The organism is Skermanella rosea (assembly GCF_016806835.2).
Classification (GTDB): Bacteria; Pseudomonadota; Alphaproteobacteria; order Azospirillales; family Azospirillaceae; genus Skermanella; species Skermanella rosea.
Map to the genome: position 1 here is coordinate 5,691,682 of NZ_CP086111.1, position 20,281 is coordinate 5,711,962.

At 69.0% G+C, this 20,281-nt stretch carries 14 protein-coding genes and 1 tRNA gene; 9 read left to right on the top strand and 6 right to left on the bottom strand.

The genetic code is table 11. The features are described 5' to 3' along the window. The first annotated feature begins 16 nt into the window (after positions 1-16). A complete protein-coding gene (locus tag JL101_RS26550) occupies positions 17-1,114 on the top strand; it encodes a right-handed parallel beta-helix repeat-containing protein (RefSeq protein ID WP_203098252.1) in 1,098 nt (365 codons plus the stop codon). A 444-nt stretch (positions 1,115-1,558) separates the two neighbouring features. Here JL101_RS26550 and JL101_RS26555 read toward each other — a convergent pair. Then, a tRNA-Thr gene (locus JL101_RS26555) sits at positions 1,559-1,633 on the bottom strand. A 282-nt stretch (positions 1,634-1,915) separates the two neighbouring features. Here JL101_RS26555 and kdpF point away from each other — a divergent pair. The 6 genes from kdpF to JL101_RS26585 all read left to right on the top strand — a co-directional run bounded on the left by kdpF (position 1,916) and on the right by JL101_RS26585 (position 10,137). After that, positions 1,916-2,017, top strand: coding sequence for a K(+)-transporting ATPase subunit F (kdpF, locus tag JL101_RS26560; protein WP_202684936.1), 102 nt, complete (start codon positions 1,916-1,918; stop codon positions 2,015-2,017). A 15-nt stretch (positions 2,018-2,032) separates the two neighbouring features. Beyond that, the gene (gene kdpA / locus JL101_RS26565; RefSeq protein WP_203098251.1) at positions 2,033-3,712 is read left to right on the top strand and encodes a potassium-transporting ATPase subunit KdpA; all 1,680 of its coding nucleotides are present in this window, start codon (positions 2,033-2,035) and stop codon (positions 3,710-3,712) included. Beyond that, on the top strand, positions 3,709-5,799 hold the full coding sequence (kdpB, locus tag JL101_RS26570) for a potassium-transporting ATPase subunit KdpB (RefSeq protein ID WP_203098250.1): 2,091 nt from the start codon (positions 3,709-3,711) through the stop codon (positions 5,797-5,799). The genes kdpA and kdpB overlap by 4 nt, the downstream gene beginning before the upstream one ends. 11 nt (positions 5,800-5,810) lie before the next feature. Next, the gene (gene kdpC, locus JL101_RS26575; RefSeq protein WP_203098249.1) at positions 5,811-6,377 is read left to right on the top strand and encodes a potassium-transporting ATPase subunit KdpC; all 567 of its coding nucleotides are present in this window, start codon (positions 5,811-5,813) and stop codon (positions 6,375-6,377) included. Further along, positions 6,377-9,052 carry a sensor histidine kinase gene (locus tag JL101_RS26580; RefSeq protein ID WP_203098248.1) on the top strand — a complete coding sequence of 892 codons (2,676 nt, stop codon included), beginning with the start codon at positions 6,377-6,379 and terminating at the stop codon, positions 9,050-9,052. Before kdpC ends, JL101_RS26580 begins: the two co-directional genes overlap by 1 nt. A gap of 392 nt (positions 9,053-9,444) precedes the next feature. Continuing rightward, entirely contained in the window at positions 9,445-10,137 is a 693-nt protein-coding gene (locus JL101_RS26585) for a response regulator (RefSeq protein WP_203098301.1), read from the top strand. Between the two features lie 16 nt (positions 10,138-10,153). Here the strand turns inward: JL101_RS26585 and JL101_RS26590 are convergent, their stop codons facing one another. The 5 genes from JL101_RS26590 to glgC form a co-directional block, all read right to left on the bottom strand. Then, on the bottom strand, positions 10,154-10,588 hold the full coding sequence (locus tag JL101_RS26590) for a hypothetical protein (protein WP_203098247.1): 435 nt from the start codon (positions 10,586-10,588) through the stop codon (positions 10,154-10,156). Between the two features lie 17 nt (positions 10,589-10,605). Continuing rightward, positions 10,606-11,040 carry a hypothetical protein gene (locus tag JL101_RS26595; RefSeq protein ID WP_203098246.1) on the bottom strand — a complete coding sequence of 145 codons (435 nt, stop codon included), beginning with the start codon at positions 11,038-11,040 and terminating at the stop codon, positions 10,606-10,608. Between the two features lie 117 nt (positions 11,041-11,157). Beyond that, on the bottom strand, positions 11,158-13,002 hold the full coding sequence (recQ, locus tag JL101_RS26600) for a DNA helicase RecQ (protein ID WP_203098300.1): 1,845 nt from the start codon (positions 13,000-13,002) through the stop codon (positions 11,158-11,160). Positions 13,003-13,135: 133 nt separating this feature from the next. After that, positions 13,136-14,599, bottom strand: coding sequence for a glycogen synthase GlgA (gene glgA / locus JL101_RS26605; RefSeq protein ID WP_203098245.1), 1,464 nt, complete (start codon positions 14,597-14,599; stop codon positions 13,136-13,138). A 15-nt stretch (positions 14,600-14,614) separates the two neighbouring features. Further along, positions 14,615-15,880 carry a glucose-1-phosphate adenylyltransferase gene (glgC, locus tag JL101_RS26610; RefSeq protein ID WP_228435176.1) on the bottom strand — a complete coding sequence of 422 codons (1,266 nt, stop codon included), beginning with the start codon at positions 15,878-15,880 and terminating at the stop codon, positions 14,615-14,617. A gap of 598 nt (positions 15,881-16,478) precedes the next feature. On the opposite strand from glgC, the gene JL101_RS26615 reads away from it, so the two are divergent. Together JL101_RS26615 and JL101_RS26620 are read left to right on the top strand one after the other, a co-directional pair. Next, on the top strand, positions 16,479-17,813 hold the full coding sequence (locus JL101_RS26615; RefSeq protein WP_203098243.1) for an ammonium transporter: 1,335 nt from the start codon (positions 16,479-16,481) through the stop codon (positions 17,811-17,813). Positions 17,814-18,204: 391 nt separating this feature from the next. Then, positions 18,205-20,253: a transglycosylase domain-containing protein gene (locus tag JL101_RS26620; RefSeq protein ID WP_211111167.1), complete on the top strand. Its 2,049-nt coding sequence runs from the start codon at positions 18,205-18,207 to the stop codon at positions 20,251-20,253. Positions 20,254-20,281 lie beyond the last annotated feature (28 nt).

The window sequence follows — 20,281 nt, forward strand, 5'->3', positions numbered from 1 at the left end:
GGCTAAGGAGACTTCCATGGCATATTCTCCCCTGAAGCTCAGTTCCCTGGCCAAGTCGGCCGTTCCCGGCGTCGGCAACACCAAGCCGACCAACCTGCTGTGGGTCGACGACAATGCCTCGGGCGGCGGCAACGGCTCCTCAGCATCGCCGTTCAAGACCATCCAGGCGGCGGTCGACAAGGCGACGCCCGGCACCGCGGTCATGGTCAAGTCCGGCACCTACAAGGGAAGCGTGTCGCTGGACGACGCGAGCGGAACCGCGGGCAAGCCGGTCTGGCTGGTTTCGGCCGACGGCCAGGGTGCGGCGAAGATCATCGCGTCCTCGGGCAAGCCCGGCATCTCCGCCTACGGCGAGGATTATCTCGTCATCAAGGGCTTCACGATCCAGGGCGGGACCGAGGGCATCAAGCTGACCCAGAGCGGCAGCCACCTGAAGAACATGACGACCAACATCGTCATCGAGGACAACCATATCAGCGGCTCCAGCATCGACGGCATCAAGCTGGCCCAGGCCCGGTATGTCGCGGTGACCGGCAACACCGTCGAGAATTTCGGCCGGGAGGAGGGGATCGACAACGTCTATGTCCGGGACGCCGTGATCGCCTACAACGACATCAGCGACGCCACCAAGGCCGGCAACCGTTCGGGCATCACCGTCAAGGCCGGCTCGGAAGATATCAAGATCCTCTACAACGACATCAGCGACGTGCTCGACGGCATCATCATCGGCGGCTACAGCTCGCAGCCCGGCAAAGTCTATCCCGGCGACATCGACTACCAGGCCAAGGACATCACGGTCTCCGGCAACCACGTCTACGACCTCGCCAAGCGCGCGGTCAACGTCCTGGGCGGCAACGACAGCGTCATCGCCGACAACAAGTTCGACCCGAACAACAGCTATCCCACGGTGGTGAACGTCGCCTCGGACAACCACGGCAACCGGTCGGAGGACATCCGCATCCTCGACAACATCGTGGAAGCCTCGAAGTGGCTGACGGTCCAGTCCGGCAACTCGTCGGGCCTCGTCAACGACGGGAACACCCAGGACGGGAGCTTCGACGGCGGCGGCGGGCTGACCCTGCTCGGCATCGGAGCGGACGCGCTGAGCTATTAAAGGAGATTTGGGAGGAGCGGGCCGGGGAGTAATGCCGGTCGTCGGCGTCCAGGTCGGAGTCTTCCTTGGCCAGCGGAAAACGGCTGGATGCCGCTTCCACGGTTGCCTGTGCTTGGCTGGGAAAACATGGCGCCGGAGGCCGGCTCGCGAGGCGGGAGCGGGCGGCACTTTCAATCTGCCGCCTTCCGACTTTCAATCGGTCGGCGGTTGGCTTTCAATTGGCCGGGGTCGTACTTTCAATTGGTCGGAGCTTTTCGGTGGTACGGGCGGTCATCCGAGGCCCCGGCGGCTGGCCGGGGCGTGCGGCGATCGCTTCGCCCTCGGTCTCGTCCTGTATGACCACGACAAGGCCGTGCCCTTCGGCGAACGCCTGTTCGCCGTGCCGATCTCAACGCTTTGGCGGTGAGTTGCCGGGTGCCCGTTTCGGTCGCTTGGGGGGAAGGATGGTGCCGGTTGTCAGATTTGAACTGACGACCTACCGCTTACGAAGCGGGTGCTCTACCACTGAGCTAAACCGGCGTCCGTGCCTTGAGCACCGGTTCCTACCCGGTTCCGCCGCGGGGATCAAGCGTTTTTCGGTAAGAAGCGCATTCCGGGCGGCCTTAACATCTTCCTTACATCCCTTGATCTTGCGCTTACCACCGGCCCGGAAAACCGCATGGAGAATTAACGCGGGTCCCCGCTAGCCTGGTCTCCTGTTTATTCAGGGAGACTTGCAGACATGCTCGACCTCGTGTTCCTGGCCCTGGCGCTGGCGTTCTTCGCGGCGTCGGACCGGCTGGCCGGCGCGCTGGAACGATTGTGAGCGCCGCCGTGTCGATCGACCTCATCCTCGGCGGCATCGTCGCGGCCGGGCTGCTGGCGTATCTGGGCTATGCCCTGCTGCGCCCGGAACGGTTCTGAGCGGAGGAACCGGACATGGACTCCGCCGGACTTCTCCAGATCGCCCTTTATCTCGTCATCCTCACCGCCGCGACGCCGATCCTGGGCGGCTACATGGCCCGCGTGTTCGGCGACGGCCCCGCCCCGTTCGACCGGGCGCTGGGCCCCGTCGAGCGCACCCTGTACCGCCTGTGCGGCGTCGATCCCCGGGCGGAGCAGCACTGGACCGGCTATGCCGCCTCGCTGCTGGCGTTCAACCTGCTGGGACTGCTGCTGCTCTACGCGCTGCTGCGCCTCCAGGACTGGCTGCCGCTGAACCCGCAGGGCATGGCCGGCATGGATGCCGACCTCGCCTTCAACACGGCGGTCAGCTTCACCACCAACACCAACTGGCAGGCCTATGGCGGCGAGGCGGCGCTCGGCTATCTCGCCCAGATGGCGGGCCTGACCGTGCAGAACTTCGTCTCCGCCGCGACCGGCATCGCCGTGCTGATGGCGCTGATCCGTGGGTTCGCCCGACGCGGCAGCCGGACAGTCGGCAATTTCTGGGCGGACCTGGTGCGCGGCACGCTGTACCTGCTGCTGCCCCTTTCCTTCGCCATGGCGCTGTTCCTGGTCTGGCAGGGCGTGCCGCAGAACCTGGACGCCTATGTCACCGCCGAGACCCTGGAAGGCGGGCGCCAGCTGATCGCCCAGGGGCCGGCGGCGTCCCAGGTCGCGATCAAGCAGATCGGCTCGAACGGCGGCGGCTTCTTCGGCGTCAACTCGGCGCACCCTTACGAGAACCCGACGCCCGGCTCCAACCTGGTGCAGATGCTGTTCCTGCTGCTGGTCGCGGCCGGGCTGACCGACAGTTTCGGCCGGATGGTCGGCGACCGCCGCCAGGGCCGGGCGATCTTCGCCGCCATGGCGATCATGCTGGTGGCCGGCATCGCCGTCGCCGCATGGTCGGAAGCGGGCAACATGGAAGGCAAGGAGGTCCGCTTCGGCATCGCCAACTCCGCCCTGTGGGCGGTCGCCACCACCGCCGCGTCCAACGGCTCGGTCAACGCCATGCATGACAGCTTCATGCCGCTGGGCGGCATGGTGCCGATGGTCAACATGATGCTGGGCGAGGTGGTGTTCGGCGGCGTCGGCGCCGGCCTTTACGGCATGATGATCTTCGTCCTGCTGGCGGTCTTCATCGCCGGGCTGATGGTCGGCCGCACGCCGGAATATCTCGGCAAGAAGATCGAGGCGCGGGAGATCAAGCTGGCCATGATCGCGGCGCTGACGGTGCCCTTCGGGGTGCTGGGACTCTCATCCCTGTCGCTGGTCGTGCCCGACGCCGCGGCCTCGATCCAGGATCCGGGACCGCACGGCCTGTCGGAACTGCTCTACGCCTACGCGTCGGGCACCGGCAACAACGGCTCGGCCTTCGGCGGCTTCGGCGCCGACACCCTCTTCCACAACACGGCGATCGGGTTCGCCATGCTGTTCGGCCGCTTCCTGGTGATCCTGCCGGTGCTGGCGATCGCCGGGAGCCTCGCCGCCAAGAGGACGCTGCCGGCATCCGCCGGTACCTTCCCGACCCACGGTCCGCTGTTCGTCGGGCTGCTGGTCGGCACCGTCCTGATCGTCGGCGGCCTGACCTTCTTCCCGGCGCTGTCGCTGGGGCCGGTCGCCGAACATCTGGCGCTCCCCCCGGGCGCCCCCTTCGCGGACATGAACCAATGAGCCACCGCACTTCCGAGATTTCCCTGTTCGACGCCGGCATCGCGGCGCAGGTGGCGGGTGCTGCCGTGCGCAAGCTCGACCCGCGCGAGCTGGCCCGCAACCCCGTCCTGTTCGTGACCGCCGTGGTGGCGGTGCTGACCACCGTCCTGTTCGTCCGCGACTTGGTCATCGGCGGCGGGGGCGGCGGCGATGAGGGCGCCGCCGGCCTCGCGGTGGCCGGCCAGATCACGGCCTGGCTGTGGGTCACCGTGCTGTTCGCCAACTTCGCCGAGGCGGTCGCCGAGGGTCGGGGCAAGGCCCAGGCGGCCAGCCTGCGCCGCACCAAGACGGAGACCGCCGCCCGCAGGCTGGCCGACCCGGCCGCGGCGGAGTGGCAGTCGGTCCCCGCCGCCAGCCTGCGGGCCGGCGACTTCGTGGTGGTGGAGGCGGGCGAGGTGATCCCCGGCGACGGCGACGTGGTCGCCGGCATCGCGACGGTGGACGAATCCGCCATCACCGGCGAGTCCGCCGCCGTCATCCGCGAGAGCGGCGGCGACCGCTCGGCGGTAACCGGCGGCACTCGCGTCGTGTCGGACCGGATCGTGGTCCGGATCACCGTCAACCCGGGCGAGAGCTTCCTGGACCGCATGATCACGCTGGTCGAGGGCGCCAAGCGCCAGAAGACCCCCAACGAGATCGCGTTGAACATCCTGCTGGCCGGCATGACCATCATCTTCCTGGTGGTCGTGGTGACGCTGGAAGCCTTCGCCCGCTATTCCGGAATCAGCCTGCCCGTGGTGTTCCTGGTGGCCCTGCTGGTCACGCTGATCCCGACCACTATCGGCGGACTGCTGTCGGCGATCGGCATCGCCGGCATGGACCGGCTGGTGCGCTTCAACGTCATCGCCAAGTCCGGCCGCGCGGTCGAGGCGGCGGGCGACATCGACACGCTGCTGCTGGACAAGACCGGAACCATCACCCTGGGTGCCCGGCAGGCGGCGGAGTTCGCCCCCGTCTCCGGCGTGGACGAGCGCGACCTGGCGGAGGCCGCCTTCCTCGCCTCGCTGGCCGACGACACGCCGGAGGGCAAGTCGATCGTGGCGCTGGCCGGGCGCCGGTTCGGCTTCCAGCGGGTGGAGACCTCGGACTTCGCCTTCGTCCCCTTCACCGCGCAGACCCGGATGAGCGGCGTGGACATGCCGTCCGGGTTCGGCGCGGAACCGGTCAGCATCCGCATCAGCATCCGCAAGGGCGCCGCCGACGCGATCGCCCGCCATGTCGGGGAGGGCGCCGTGCCGCGCGACCTGCGCCAGGCGGTCGAGCGGATCGCCAAGGCCGGCGGCACGCCGCTGGTCGTGGCGAAGGGCGGCCGGGTGCTGGGCGCCATCCACCTGAAGGACATCGTCAAGCCGGCGATCCGGGAGCGTTTCGCGACGCTGCGCCGGATGGGCATCCGGACCGTCATGATCACCGGCGACAACCCGCTGACCGCCGCCGCGATCGCCGCCGAGGCCGGGGTGGATGATTTCCTGGCGGAGGCCACGCCCGAGCGCAAGCTGGAGCTGATCCGGCAGGAGCAGGCCGAGGGCAAGCTGGTCGCCATGTGCGGCGACGGTTCCAACGACGCGCCGGCGCTGGCCCAGGCCGACGTGGGCGTCGCCATGAACACCGGCACCCAGGCGGCCCGCGAGGCCGGCAACATGGTGGACCTGGAGAGCGACCCGACCAAGCTGATCGAGATCGTGATGATCGGCAAGCAGCTGCTGATGAGCCGCGGCGCGCTGACCACCTTCTCCATCGCCAACGACGTGGCGAAGTACTTCGCCATCGTCCCGGCGCTGTTCGTGGCGGCCTATCCCCAGCTGGAGGCGCTGAACGTGATGGGCCTGGGCAGCGCCTCCAGCGCGATCCTGTCGGCGATCATCTTCAACGCCCTGGTCATCGTGGCGCTGATCCCGCTGGCCCTGAAGGGCGTCCGCTACCAGCCGGCGGGAGCCGCCAGCCTGCTGCGGCGGAACCTGCTGGTCTATGGGCTGGGCGGGCTCGTCGTGCCGTTCATCGGCATCAAGCTGATCGACCTGGGCGTCAACGCCCTGGGCCTGGTCTGAGGAAAGAGAGAATGTTCAAGGAACTGAAGCCGGCGCTGAAGATGCTGGCCGTGCTGACACTCATCACCGGCGTGCTCTACCCGCTGGCCGTCACCGGGATCGCCGGCGTGCTGTTTCCGGTCCAGGCCCATGGCAGCCTGGTGCAGCGCGACGGCAAGACCGTCGGCTCCGCGCTGATCGCCCAGCCCTTCGCCCGGCCGGAGCATTTCCAGCCCCGACCCTCGGCGGTCGGGTACGAGGCCGCCGCCTCCGGTGCCTCCAACCTGGGACCGTCCAGCGGGAAGCTGGCCGAGGATGTCCGGGACCGGACTGCGGCCCAGCAGGCGGCCAACCCGGATGCCGCCGCGCGCGGGCCGGTTCCGGTCGAACTGGTGGCGGCGTCGGGCAGCGGGCTCGACCCGCATCTATCGCCGGAAGCCGCGCTGTGGCAGGTACCGCGGATCGCGAAGGCGCGCGGAATTCCCGAGGCCGACCTGCGGGCGCTGGTCGCCCGCCTGACGGAGGGCAGGACACTGGGCGTTTTCGGCGAGCCGCGCGTTAACGTGCTGATGCTCAACCTCGCTCTCGACGGGACCTGATGGCCGAAACCGACCGACCCTCGCCCGAAGCGCTGCTCGCGGAAGCCAACCGCGAGCGGCGCGGCCGCCTCAAGGTCTTCCTGGGCGCGGCACCCGGCGTGGGCAAGACCTACGCCATGCTGGAAGCGGCGCGCGACCAGAGGCTCGACGGGGTGGACGTGGTCGTCGGGATTGTCGAGACCCATGGAAGGCACGACACCGAGGCCCTGCTCGACGGGCTGGAGGTGCTGCCGCGCCGGCCGGTCGAGTACCGCGACCTGACCTTCCGCGAGATGGACCTGGACGCCATCCTGAAGCGCCGGCCGAGGCTGGCGCTGGTGGACGAGCTGGCGCACACCAACGTCCCCGGCAGCCGGCACCTGAAGCGGCACCAGGACGTCGAGGAGATCCTGGCCGCCGGGATCGACGTCTATTCGACCCTCAACATCCAGCACCTGGAAAGCCTGAACGACGTCGTCGAGCGCATCACGGGCATCCGGGTGCGCGAGACGGTGCCCGACGGCGTGCTCCAGACCGCCGACGAGATCGAGCTGATCGACCTGCCGCCGCAGACGCTGATCAAGCGGCTGGCGGAGGGCAAGGTCTATGTCCCGGACCAGGCCCGGCGCGCGATCGACCATTTCTTCTCCGCCGGGACCCTGACCGCGCTGCGGGAGATGGCGCTGCGCGCCGCCGCCGAGCGGGTCGACGCGCAGATGGTCAACTACATGCGCGCCCACGCGATCCCGGGGCCGTGGCCGACCCGCGAGCGCATCCTGGCCTGCGTCGGCGACGGCGGGGCGGTGATGCGGCTGGTGCGCACCGCCAAGCGGACGGCGGACCGCCGCCAGGCGCCGTGGATGGCGGTTCATGTCGAGACCTGGCGCCATGCCGCGTTGCCGGAGGAGGCCAAGAACCGGATCTCGGATGCCCTGCGGCTCGCCGGGCAACTGGGCGCCGAGACCAGGGTGATCCAGGGCGAGTCCGTCGTCGCCGAGCTGCTGGACTTCGCCCGCGCCCGCAACGTCAGCCAGATCATCGCCGGCCGGCCGCGCGGCGGCAGGCTGCCGTTCCTGCGCCGGCGCAACGTCACGGCGGAGCTGCTGGCCCGCGCCGACAGCTTCGACGTGACGGTGGTCGGCGGCGAGGACGAGGGGGAGGCCAAGCCGCCGCCGGCCGCTACCCGCAGGAAGCGCCTGGACTGGACCGGCTACGCCGTCGCGGCCGTGGCGACCGCGGCGGCCTCGGCCTGCGGCTACGGCCTCAGCCTGTTCCTGGACCTGCCCAACATCTCGCTGATTTACCTGATGGCGGTGCTGCTGGTCGCGATCCGCCACGGGCTGGGACCGTCGATCGCCGTGTCGGTCGCCAGCTTCATGGCGTACAACTTCTTCTTCACCGACCCGCTGTTCACCTTCGACATCGCCGACACGCGGAACATCCTGACGGTGGTGTTCTTCTTGGTCACGGCCTTCATCACCAGCAACTTGGCCGCCCGTGTCCGCTCCCAGGTGGAGGCGACCCGGCTGAGCGCCCGGCGGACCGCCAACCTCTACGACTTCAGCAGCCGGATCGCGGCGGCGGCCGACCAGGACGACGTGCTGTGGGCCGTGGTCCATCACGTGGCGTCCACGCTGCGCGGCCGATCGCTGGTCCTGCTGCCGGAGGACGGCCGGCTCGCCGTCCGGGCCGGCTTCCCGCCGGAAGACAGGCTGGACGACAAGGCGCGGGCCGCCGCCGACTGGGCCTGGACCAACGCCCAGCCGGCCGGCCGGGGCTCCGCCACGCTGCCGACCTCGGACTGGCTGTTCCTGCCGCTGAAGACCGGGCGCGGGCCGGTCGGCGTGCTGGGCGTCCAGATCGAGGCCGCGGGCCGGCTGCTCTCGCCGGAGGAGAGCCGACTGCTCGACACCCTGGCCGACCAGGCCGCCCTGGCGATCGAGCGCACCAACCTGGTGGCCGACATCGAGCATGCGCGCTTGGCGACCGAGACCGAGCGCCTGCGCTCCGCCCTGCTCTCCTCCCTGTCGCACGACCTGCGCACGCCGCTGGTCTCGATCCTGGGGGCCGCCTCCAGCCTGGTCTCCTACGAGGGGACGCTGAACCCCGCCGACCGGCTGGAACTGGCCCAGACCATCCAGGAGGAGGCCGAGCGGCTGAACCGCTTCGTGCAGAACCTGCTGGACATGACGCGGCTGGGTTCCGGGCAACTCCGGCCCCGCGCCGACTGGGTCGACCTGCGCGACATCGTGGCGTCCGCGATCGAGCGGGCGAAGAAGCTTCTGCGCCGCCGCACGGTCAAGGTCGAGATCGACCCCTTGGTGCCGCTGCTGCGCCTGGACCCGATGCTGATGGAGCAGGTCGTCTTCAACCTGATCGACAATGCGTGCAAATACTCGCCGCCGGGAACGCCGGTCACCGTCTGGGCGGTCGCGCGCGGGGACCAGGTCATCGTCGAGGTGTGCGACCAGGGGCCGGGAATATCCCCGGAGGACCGCGAGCGGATCTTCGACATGTTCTACCGCGTCGAGGAGGGCGACAGCCGCACGGCGGGAACCGGCCTGGGCCTGGCGATCTGCCGCGGCATCGTCGAGGCCCATGGCGGCCGCATCTCCGCCCAGCCCGGCCTGAACGGCGCCGGCACCTGCATCGTCATGCGCCTGCCGACGGCGGCGCCGCCGGAGGTGGTCGAATGAGTTCGATTTTCCATTATTGTCCACAGATGAACGCAGATGGACACAGATAAGAAAGCCGCCGGGGGATCCTCTCCTGCCCCAGGCAGGGAGTGCATCGCAAGGATATCTGTGTTCAATAACACGGCTGTCCGGCACGGTTATTGCCTACTGCTCGAAAGGCTGAGCTATGGTTAGAAAGGCCCCCTTTTTCGTCATACCCGGACTTGATCCGGGTATCTCCCCGCACGGCGGCGTCGATGGAGTCTGCAAACGATGACTGTGTCAAGCCCGGTCATGACGACGGGAGGAATGCTATTACAGGAAAGTATCCTATGATTGAGTGGGCAATCGCTGTGCCGGACAGCTGTGGTTCATTGCGTGCATCTGTTGATGACTAGAAACAGGCCGTGCGCATGCTGACGATCCTGGTGATCGACGACGAACCGCAGATCCGCAGGTTCCTGCGGATCAGCCTGACCGCGTCGGGCTATCGCGTGGTGGAGGCGGAAACCGGCGCAGGAGGGATCGAGGCCGCCGCGGCCGAGCGGCCCGACCTGGTGATCCTTGACCTGGGCCTGCCGGACATCGACGGGCAGGAGGTGATCACGGCGATCCGGGAGGGCGGCCCCGTCCCGATCATCGTGCTGTCGGTGCGGTCCGACGAGACGGACAAGGTCGAGGCGCTGGACCGCGGGGCCGACGACTACATGGTCAAGCCGTTCGGGATCGGCGAGCTGATGGCCCGCATCCGCGCCGCGTCGCGCCCGCGCGGCGGTGCCGAGGCCGATCCGGACAGGCTGGTGGTCGGCGGGCTGACGATCGACCTGGCCCGGCGCATCGCCGTCCGGGACGGCGTCGAGCAGCGCCTGTCGCCCAAGGAGCACGCACTGCTCGGCCTGCTGGTCCGCAACCGCGACAAGATCCTGACCCACGGCCAGATCCTGAAGGAGGTCTGGGGACCCGCCCATGCCCACGACACTGTCTATCTCCGCGTCTATGTCAACCAGCTCCGCCAGAAGCTGGAAGCCGACCCGGGCCGGCCGGCGCTGATCATCACCGAGCCGGGCGTCGGCTACCGGCTCAGGACGGGCAGTCCCACGGGTTGACCGATAAGCACTGGCCTCAATGCCGCGATATGCCGCCGGAGACCAGGTTGCCGGCCTTGCCGGTGTCCTTGATTACCGTGGTGGTGATGCGGCTGTAGGTCATCATGGATGTCCGCATGTCGCGGATCATCGCGGACATGCCCATGTCGATGTCCTCGAAATAGATGATGGTCGTCGGGTGTCCGTTCAGGTTGCAGCAACCATGGATGAACTTCTCCTGCTTGAGCCTGAACAGGAACAGCCCGGTCACCTCGCAGGGGACGCCGAACAGGCTTTCGCCGACCAGCTTCAGCGTGGCCTTGATCAGCGGGCTCTTCTCCTTCTTGCCCAGCGCCATGAAGCTCCGGTGGCACGCGACCTCGTCGAAGAAGATCCGGTAGACGCGGCCGAAATCCTCGTCGGTCACCAGGACCCTCTTCATCTCCTCAAGCTTGAGCTTGTAGCCGCTCATGGCCGTTTCCCGTCCGGTCACTGGACCGTGCCGGGGCCGGGGCTTACGGGGCCGGGTTCCAGCCCCTCCCTCCCCTCCAGCAGCGAGATGCGGGCATAGCTCATGTTGCCGGTGCTGAAGTCCGTGGAGACCGCGACCAGCCCCACGTCGACGTCCTCGAAATAGAGGACCGTGGCCAGGCAGCCGTTCATCAGGCACCCGCCATGGACGAATTTCTCCGATTCCATCCTGAACAGGGCGAGCCCCTGGATGGTGCATCCGGGGCCGAACACCCGCCGGCCGACCTGCTCGAACGCGGCCTTCAGCAGGGGGACGTCGGCGGCCCTGCCCGCGGCGACGAAATCGGGACTCATCCCCAGCTCGTCGAAGAATTTCCCCTGCACCCGGGCGAAGCTGTCCGCCGTCAGCAAGGTGTTCTTCAGGTCGGCGAGTTTCCGGGCGTAGTCGGCCATGGCGGCATCCGATGCGAGTGTTGACGGCCGGCCGGGATTTCTCCGGTCCGGCACGCCATCGTACACAGGTCGGGACCGGCCGAAACGGGCGTTTGGCCGCACCCGGCCGATCGGGTCTCAGCCGTGTCGGCGGACCACGTCCAGGAAGGCGTCGCCGTAACGCTCCAGCTTGCTGGCGCCGACGCCGGCGATCTGCCCCATGCGCCAGGCGTCGCGCGGCTTCTGGCGGACGATCTCCAGCAGGGTGCTGTCATGGAAGATGACGTAGGGCGGCACCCCCTGGGCGCGCGCCAGCTCCAGCCGGCAGGCCTTGAGCTTGTGCCACAGGTCGTCGTCGGCCGGGCTGAGCACCGCGGGGGCGCTGCTGCCGCCGCGGCTGCCGCGCTGGGCGCGCAGCGACTTCTTGACCGCCGCCTGGTTGTCGCGGCGCAGCCGGACGCCCTGCTGGCCCTTCAGCACCGGGGCGGCCGACCGGGTCAGGTGGAGCGCGCCGTAGCCCTCGTGGTCGACCTTCAGGTATCCGGCGGCGACCAGCTGGCGGTAGACCGAGCCCCACTCCTGCTTGCTCATATCGGCGCCCACGCCGAAGGTCTTGATCTGGTCGTGGCCGAACTTGGCGACCTTCTCCGTCACGGTGCCGCGCAGCACGTCGATCAGGTGCCCGGTGCCGAACATCTGGCCGGTGCGGTAGACGGCGGCCAGCGCCTTCTGGGCCGCGATGCTGCCGTCGAAGGTCTCGACCGGCTCCAGGCAGGTGTCGCAGTTGCCGCAGGGCTCCGGCAGCACCTCGCCGAAATAGTTCAGCAGCACCTGGCGGCGGCAGGCGGCGGTCTCGCAGAAGCCGATCAGGGCTTCGAGCTTGTGGCGCTCGATCCGCTTGATCTCGGCCGGCGCCTCGCTGGATTCCAGCATCTGGCGCATCGCGACCACGTCGGACAGGCCGTAGGCCATCCAGGCGTCGGCCGGCAGCCCGTCGCGGCCGGCGCGCCCGGTCTCCTGGTAATAGGCCTCCATGCTCTTGGGCAGGTCCAGGTGGGCGACGAAGCGCACGTTGGGCTTGTCGATGCCCATGCCGAAGGCGACCGTGGCGACCACGATCACGCCCTCGCCCTTGATGAAGCGGTCCTGGTTGGCCTCCCGCGTCTGGGCGTCCAGGCCGGCATGGTAGGGCACGACCTCGCGGCCCTGGGCGGCGAGCCAGGCCGCCGTCTCGTCCACCTTGGCGCGGCTCAGGCAATAGACGATGCCGGCGTCCTCGGCGTGGTGGGTCTGGATGAAGGACCAGAGCTGGCGCCTCGGCTCCTGCTTGGGCACCACGCGGTAGGTGATGTTGGGCCGGTCGAAGCTGTCGATGAAGACCTTGGCGTCGCCCAGGTTCAGGCGCGCCTGGATGTCCGCCCGGGTCTGCTCGTCCGCGGTCGCGGTCAATGCCACGCGCGGCACCGTGGGGAACCGCTCGTGCAGGATCGAGAGCTGAAGGTATTCCGGCCGGAAATCGTGTCCCCACTGGGACACGCAGTGCGCCTCGTCCAGCGCGAACAGGCAGACCCGGCTGCGCTCCAGCAGGTCGAGGAAGCGGGGCGTGACCAGCCGCTCGGGCGCCACGTAGATCAGGTCCAGCTCGCCCTGCGCCACCTGCCGCTCGACCTCGGCGGCGTCGCGCCAGTCGAGCGAGGAGTTCAGGTAGGCGGCGTTGACGCCGACCTGGCGCAGGGCGTCCACCTGGTCGCGCATCAATGCGATCAGCGGCGAGACGACGACCGCGACGCCGGGACGCACCAGGGCCGGGATCTGGAAGCACAGCGACTTGCCGCCGCCGGTCGGCATCAGCACCAGGGCGTCGCCGCCGGCGATCACATGGTCGATGATCCGCGCCTGCTGGCCGCGGAAGGCATCATAGCCGTAGACCCGCTGAAGCGTTTCCAGCGCCGCGTCCCGGCCGTGGGGGGGCCGGCCATGTATCGGGCGGCCACCGCCGGGCCCGCCATGAATGGGTAGGGCTTGGCTCAAAATATTGAGAGGTTTTCGGGTTCGGTACGCAAGCCCTATGCATGGCACAGAAGGCCCCCCGATGTGAACCGGATAATATTCCGGCTCACTCGTCGGGGTAAACCGTTCGGTACATCTCCAGGTATCGCCGCGCCGAGGCCGCCCAGGAGAAGTCCTTGCGCATCGCGGCCCGCTGGACCGCCCGCCAGCGGCCGGGGTCCCGGTACAGGGCGACGGCCCGGCGGCAGGCCCATGCCAGGTCCTCGACCGTGGCATGGTCGAACACGAAGCCGGTCGCCTCGCCCCGGTCTATCGCCCAGTCCTGGGCGTCGGCCACGGTGTCGGCCAGCCCGCCGACCCGGCGGACCAGCGGCAGCGTCCCGTAGCGCAGGCCGTAGAGCTGGATCAGCCCGCACGGCTCCGACCGGGACGGCAGCATGATCACGTCCGACCCCGCCTGGACCCGGTGGGACAGCGGCTCGTCGTAGCCGACATGAACGCCGACCTGCCCGCGGTGGCGTTCCGCCAGGTCCCGGAAGCCGTCCTCCAGCCAGCCCTCGCCGCTGCCCAGCACGGCGAACTGGGCGCCTTCGGCCACCAACGCCGGGATCGCGGACAGCAGCAGGTCGAACCCCTTCATCGGCGTCAGCCGGCTGACCACGCCGAACAGCGGCGCGTCGCTCCGCTGCTCCAGGCCGAACTCCTCCCTCAGCGCCGTCTTGTTGGCCGCCTTGTCCTCCAGGCTGTCCACGTCGTAGCGCCGGACCAGCGCGGGATCGACCGCCGGGGACCAGACACCGTAGTCTACCCCGTTCAGGATCCCCCACAGGTCGCCCGCCCGGGACGCCAGCAGGCCGTGCAGGCCCCAGCCGCCGTCCGGCGACTGGATCTCCTCCGCATAGGTCGGGCTGACGGTGCTGATCCGGTCGGCATAGTACAGCCCCGCCTTGAGGAAGCCGATCTGGCCGTAATATTCCAGCCCGTCCACCGCGAAGCTCGCGGCGGGCAGCCGGAGCTCGCCCAGCAGGCCCGCGGGGAACAGGCCCTGGTAGGCGATGTTGTGGATGGTCAGGACCGTCGCCGGGCGGGGGCCGGTCCGGGATTCCAGGCCCAGTTCCAGATAGGCGGGAGCCAAACCGGACTGCCAGTCATGGCCGTGGACCACGTCCGGCCGCCAGCGCAGCCCGCCCTCCGGCCCGCCCAGCCAGGCCGCGACCCAGCCGAGCAGGGCGAAGCGCAGGTGGTTGTCGGGCCAGTCGCGGTTGTCGGGCCCCAGGTAGGGGTTTCCAGGCCTGTCGTACATGTCGGGCGCGTCGATCACGTAGCAGGGCACGCCGTCGGGCGTGCGCCCCAGCATCAGGACGGAGCCGCCCCGGGTCCAGGGATCGGCGAGGGTGCGGACCGGCCTGAGGTCGGCCAGCTTCGCGAGGACGGCGGGATAGCCCGGCACCAGCAGCCGGGCGTCGATCCCGATCTCGATCTGGGCGGCCGGCAGGGCCGCGGCGACGTCGGCGAGGCCGCCCGTCTTGATCAGCGGATAGACTTCGGAGGCGACATGGAGAACGCGCATTTTCCGGACGTCTCCTCAGGCGCCCAGCCGGGCGAGCATGTCGCGGGTGATCAGCGTGACCCCCGATTCGGTCCGGTGGAAGCGCCGCGCGTCCTCGTCCGGGTTCTCCCCCACCACCAGATGGTCGGGAATGCGGCAGCCGCGGTCGACCACCACCTTGGTCAGCCGCGCGTGACGGCCGATGTCGCACTGGGGCAGCACGACCGCCTCGGTCAGGCTGGAATAGGAGTTGGCCCGCACCGAGCTGAACAGCAGCGACTGGGTTATCCTGGCGCCCGAGATGATGCAGCCGCCCGACACCAGGCTGTCCACCGCCATGCCGCGCCGGTCGTCGCTGTCGAACACGAACTTGGCCGGCGGCAGCTGCTCCTGGTAGGTGAAGATCGGCCATTGCCTGTCGTAGAGGTTCAGGTCCGGCGTCACCTTGGTCAGGTCCAGGTTGGCCTCCCAGTAGGCGTCGATCGTGCCGACGTCGCGCCAGTACGGCGCCGCGTCGGGCTGGCTGTAGATGCAGCTGTCCTGGAACCGGTGCGCCATCACCTTGGCGCGCGGCACCAGGTAGGGGATCAGGTCCTTGCCGAAGTCGCGGCTGGAGGTCGGGTCCGCGGCGTCGCGCCGGAGCTGGTCGTACAGGAACTTGGCGTTGAAGACGTAGATCCCCATGCTGGCCAGCGCCTTGTCCGGCTTGCCGGGGATCGCCGGCGGGTCGGCCGGCTTCTCCAGGAAGCTGACGACCTGGTCGTGGTCGTCCACATGCATGACGCCGAAGCCGGTCGCGTCCATGCGCGGCACCTCGACGCACGGGACCGTCACGTCGGCGCCCCGGCTGATGTGCCACGCCAGCATGGCGGCGTAATCCATCTTGTAGATGTGGTCGCCGGCCAGGATCAGCACGTGCTCCGCGCCATGGCCCTGCAGGATGTCCAGGTTCTGGTAAACCGCGTCGGCGGTGCCCTGGTACCAGGAGGTCTCGTCGATCCGCTGCTGGGCGGGCAGGAAATCGACGAACTCGTTGATCTCGCCGCGCAGGAAGCCCCAGCCGCGCTGCAGGTGGACCAGGAGGCTGTGGGACTTGTACTGGGTGATGACGCTGATCCGGCGGAACCCGGAATTGATGCAGTTGGACAGCGCGAAATCGATGATGCGGAACTTGCCGCCGAAATGGACCGCCGGCTTGGCGCGCCGGTCGGTGAGCTGCTTCAGGCGGCTGCCTCGCCCCCCGGCGAGCACCAGCGCGATGGCGCGCCGCGGCGCGATCCGCAGTTCACGTTCGATAGCCACGGTGGGTTTCTCCTTGACCCTGTGTGAGGACCCTTGCTGGGAGACCTTCTCGTTGGACGCGGTTCCGGACCGGACCTGGGGCGGGCGGCATCTCGGGCGCGGGCGCATCCTTGCCGCCACCCTGCCACATTTCGCCGCCGGGAGCCAACTCAACGAGGGAGCGCACAGGGCGGTTCCCCAAGTACCTGCGGGCGAAACGGAATATCGGCGGCCAGAACTGCCTGATTTTTAGGCGGCTTTCCGAAACGGTCGCGGTCCCGAAGAATTATGACAAAGTCGGGGCACGTTTTGCCCTTTGTTTCCGGTTCCTTCGTTCCCGCCGGACCGCCGGTTTATCGCCTATTTCTTGAGCAAATCACGGGTTCCGATCCCGTCCGCTGCCCGGCCCGTGCGCGGCCGCCGGCGCGTCATCCGCCGAAACTGCTCATTTTTCGAGCGGCACGGATCTTGAAACGCTGGGCGGGCCTTGGGGCCTCGGCCGGTCTTGCCGATGCCCGCCGCCCGAACCCGTCACAGGATCAGGCCCCGCACCGCACCGCCGGTCCGGGCCATGAGATCGAGCGGGCCGTGTCGAACTGATCGAGAGGATGAGTCTAGAATGAGCCGTCTGTTTGCCTTCGCTGTTCCGCTGCTTGCGGCGATTCTGGGAGCGGTCGCCTTGCCGGCCGGCGCGCTGGCCCAGACCGAAGCCCCCACCATCGACACGGGCGATACCGCCTGGATGCTGACCTCGACCGCGCTGGTCCTGATGATGACCATCCCGGGCCTGGCCCTGTTCTACGGCGGCATGGTCCGCAAGATGAACCTGCTGGCCACCGTGATGCAGAGCTTCGCGATCTGCTGCCTCGTCGCCGTGCTGTGGGTGCTGGTCGGGTACAGCATCGCGTTCGGCAACGGGAACGCCTATTTCGGCGACTTCTCCAAGGTGCTGATGGCCGGCATGGACATGTCCGCGCCGTTCACCCTGGGCGCCGGGCTGGAGACCCCGGTCGCCTTCACGATCCCCGAATCGGTGTTCGTGATGTTCCAGATGACCTTCGCGATCATCACCCCGGCGCTGATCACCGGCGCCTTCGCCGACCGCATGAAGTTCTCGGCCATGCTGCTGTTCACCGGCTTCTGGTCGATCCTGGTCTATGCCCCGGTCGCCCACTGGGTCTGGCACCCGAACGGCTTCCTGTTCGCCGACGGCGTGCTCGACTTCGCCGGCGGCACCGTCGTCCACATCAATGCCGGCATCGCCGGGCTGGTCGCGGCCATCGTCGTCGGCAAGCGCCGCGGCTACCCGACCGAGCACTTCGTCCCGAACAACCTCGTGCTCAGCCTGATCGGCGCCTCGCTGCTGTGGGTGGGCTGGTTCGGCTTCAACGCCGGCTCGGCCGGTGCCGCCAACGGCCGCGCCGGCATGGCGATGCTGGTCACCATGGTCGCCGCCGCGGCGGCCGCCCTGGCCTGGATGTTCGCCGAGTGGATCGCCAAGGGCAAGCCGAGCGTGCTCGGCATCATCTCGGGCGCCATCGGCGGCCTGGTCGCCATCACCCCGGCCTCGGGCTTCGTCGATGCGGGCGGCGCCCTGGTCATCGGCATCGTCTCGGGCGTGATCTGCTTCTGGGGCGCCACCAGCCTCAAGTACATGCTGGGCTATGACGACAGCCTGGACGCCTTCGGGGTCCACGGCGTCGGCGGCATCGTCGGCGCGGTCCTGACCGGCGTCTTCGCCAAGGAAGCGATCGGCGGCTATCCAGGATTGCTGGAAGGCAACGGCGCCCAGGTCGTCACCCAGCTCTGGGGCATCGCCGCCACCATCGTGTGGAGCGCCGTCGCCTCCTTCGTCCTGCTGAAGGTGATCGACGTGGTCGTCGGCCTGCGGGTCAGCGAAGACGTCGAACGCGAAGGCCTCGACCTCGCCCTGCACGGCGAAGCGGTCCACTGACCGCGGCTGCCCGATCCGGGCGCAAGCAAGTCCAAGCCGCCGCCGGGGGAAACCCCGGCGGCGGTTTCTTGTCTTCGGCCAAATGTCATCCGACAGCACTGTTCGCCGGCCGGCCGGAGTTGCCATTGATACCGGCTTCGACAGTAGCGACCTCGATGCACCGGACTTCCCTGCGGAGGGGCGGCGTCTCGCCGCCCGAGGTGCGCGGGACGCGCACCCTCCAGCTTGGAAGATTTCATCCGTGCCGGTGGCATCTCTATCGTCGAACCTGAACCGGCACATCCGTCCCCTTTCCTGAAGTTCCATCGCAAGCCCGGCCGATAATGCCGTGAAATTGCCGCCTTGATCAGGCATCGTGTCGGTGTGGACAGGCAACCTCCGAACGATCACCTTGAGCAAACCTCCAGAACGGCCGGCCGACAGATCATCCCGCAAGGCATCCGCCGACCGCGGCGCCGGCAAGCAGCGGGCGCGTGACCGCAAGGCTTCCGCCGTTCCGGCCGCCCGGCGGTCGATCCTCCGCGTGCTGGGAAGCTGGGCCGTGGTCGGCGCGATCTGGGCCGGCGTGGCCGGAGCATCCGTGGTCGCGTATTTCGCCTACGACCTGCCCGACGTGTCCCAGGTGGCCCAGGCCGAGCGCCGGCCCGCCGTCACCGTGCTGGCCGCCGACGGCAGCAGGATCGAGCGGTACGGCGACATCCACGGCACCACGATCAATGCCGCCGACCTGCCGCCGCACCTGGTCCATGCCGTGCTGGCGACCGAGGACAGGCGCTTCTTCAGCCATTTCGGGATCGACCCGATCGGCCTGGTCCGCGCGGCCTTCGTCAATTTCCAGGCAGGAAGGGTCGTCCAGGGCGGCTCCACCATCACCCAGCAGCTCGCCAAGAACCTGTTCCTGACGCCCGACCGCACCATGGGCCGCAAGATCCAGGAGGCGATCCTGGCGATCTGGCTGGAGCGGACCTATTCCAAGAACCAGATCCTGACCGCCTACCTGAACCGGGTCTATCTGGGCGCCGGCACCTACGGCGTCGATGCCGCGGCGCAGACCTATTTCAACAAGCCGGCGACCGAGGTCAACCTGCGCGAGGCGGCCATCCTGGCGGGGCTGCTGAAGGCGCCGTCGCGCTATTCGCCGGCGGCCAACCCCGACCGCGCGGCCGAGCGGGCCGAGGTGGTGATCGCCGCCATGCTCGACGCCGGCTACATCACGGAGGCCGACATCCAGGCGATGCGGGCGGCCCCGCCGATGCCCCGGCGCAAGCCGGAAGGCGACGGCGACCGCTATTTCGCCGACTGGGTGGCCGACCAGATCGTCGGCTTCATCGGCAAGGAACATGACGACATCACCGTCCACACCACCATGGACCGGCGGCTCCAGCAGGCGGCGGAACGGCGGCTGGACGCGTCCCTGTCAGGGGCCGGCCTCGCCGCCCGCGCCGAGCAGGGCGCGCTGGTGGCGCTCAGCCCGGACGGCGCGGTCCGCGCGCTGATCGGCGGGTCGAGCTACGGCGAGAGCCAGTTCAACCGCGCCACCCAGGCGCTGCGCCAGCCCGGCTCGGCGTTCAAGCCGCTGGTCTTCCTGGCGGCGCTGGAGAACGGCATGACGGCGGACACGCTGGTGGACGACGCCCCGGTCCGGATCGACGGCTGGCAGCCGGCCAATTTCGAGAAGGGCTTCCACGGCCCGATGTCGCTGCGCGACGCGTTGGCCCATTCGGTCAATACGGCGGCGATCCGGGTGCTGGACCGCACCGGCGTCGAGCCGGTCGCCACCCTGGCGCGCCGGCTTGGCATCACCTCGCCCATGGGCAAGGACCTGAGCCTGGCGCTCGGCACCAGCGAGGTGACCCTGCTGGAGCTGGCCGGCGCCTACACCGCCTTCGCCAACGGCGGCCGGGCGGTCTGGCCCTACGCCGTCACCCGGATCGAGGACCGCGCCGGCCGGGTGCTTTACCAGCGCCGCGGCTCCGCCGGGGCCACGCCGGTGATCGATCCGGCGTACCTCGCGGAGCTGAACCGCATGCTGATGGCGGTGGTCGAGTACGGCACCGGCAAGTCTGCCAAGCTGGACCGCATGGCGGCCGGCAAGACCGGCACCAGCCAGGAATACCGGGACGCCTGGTTCGTCGGCTTCACCGCCGACTATGTCGCGGGGGTCTGGCTCGGGAACGACGACAACCAGCCGATGAAGCGGGTTACCGGCGGTGGGCTGCCGGCCCGCATCTGGCGCGATTTCATGATGGATGCCCACCGGGGCCTGCCGCCGCGCATGATCCCCGGCCTCGACCATGCCCCGCCGCAGGCCGGCGCGCCGATGCTGGTGGCCGACGACCGGGATCCGGGGTCGGCGGACCCGTCCTCCGGCCCGCTGTCCGACGTGCCGTTGCTGGGCCAGTTCCAGCGGCTGCTCCAGAACCTGACCGGCGGCCGGTAGGGCGGGGCGGCGGGGAGTCCCGCCGCCC

Bases quoted from the DNA above. Each gene is read 5' to 3' on its own strand.
- JL101_RS26580 (WP_203098248.1), top strand. From the start codon at position 6,377: ATGGCCGAAACCGACCGACCCTCGCCCGAAGCGCTGCTCGCGGAAGCC.
- JL101_RS26585 (WP_203098301.1), top strand. From the start codon at position 9,445: ATGCTGACGATCCTGGTGATCGACGACGAACCGCAGATCCGCAGGTTC.
- JL101_RS26590 (WP_203098247.1), bottom strand. From the start codon at position 10,588: ATGAGCGGCTACAAGCTCAAGCTTGAGGAGATGAAGAGGGTCCTGGTG.
- glgA (WP_203098245.1), bottom strand. From the start codon at position 14,599: ATGCGCGTTCTCCATGTCGCCTCCGAAGTCTATCCGCTGATCAAGACG.
- JL101_RS26550 (WP_203098252.1), top strand. From the start codon at position 17: ATGGCATATTCTCCCCTGAAGCTCAGTTCCCTGGCCAAGTCGGCCGTT.
- kdpA (WP_203098251.1), top strand. From the start codon at position 2,033: ATGGACTCCGCCGGACTTCTCCAGATCGCCCTTTATCTCGTCATCCTC.
- JL101_RS26615 (WP_203098243.1), top strand. From the start codon at position 16,479: ATGAGCCGTCTGTTTGCCTTCGCTGTTCCGCTGCTTGCGGCGATTCTG.
- kdpC (WP_203098249.1), top strand. From the start codon at position 5,811: ATGTTCAAGGAACTGAAGCCGGCGCTGAAGATGCTGGCCGTGCTGACA.
- JL101_RS26595 (WP_203098246.1), bottom strand. From the start codon at position 11,040: ATGGCCGACTACGCCCGGAAACTCGCCGACCTGAAGAACACCTTGCTG.
- kdpB (WP_203098250.1), top strand. From the start codon at position 3,709: ATGAGCCACCGCACTTCCGAGATTTCCCTGTTCGACGCCGGCATCGCG.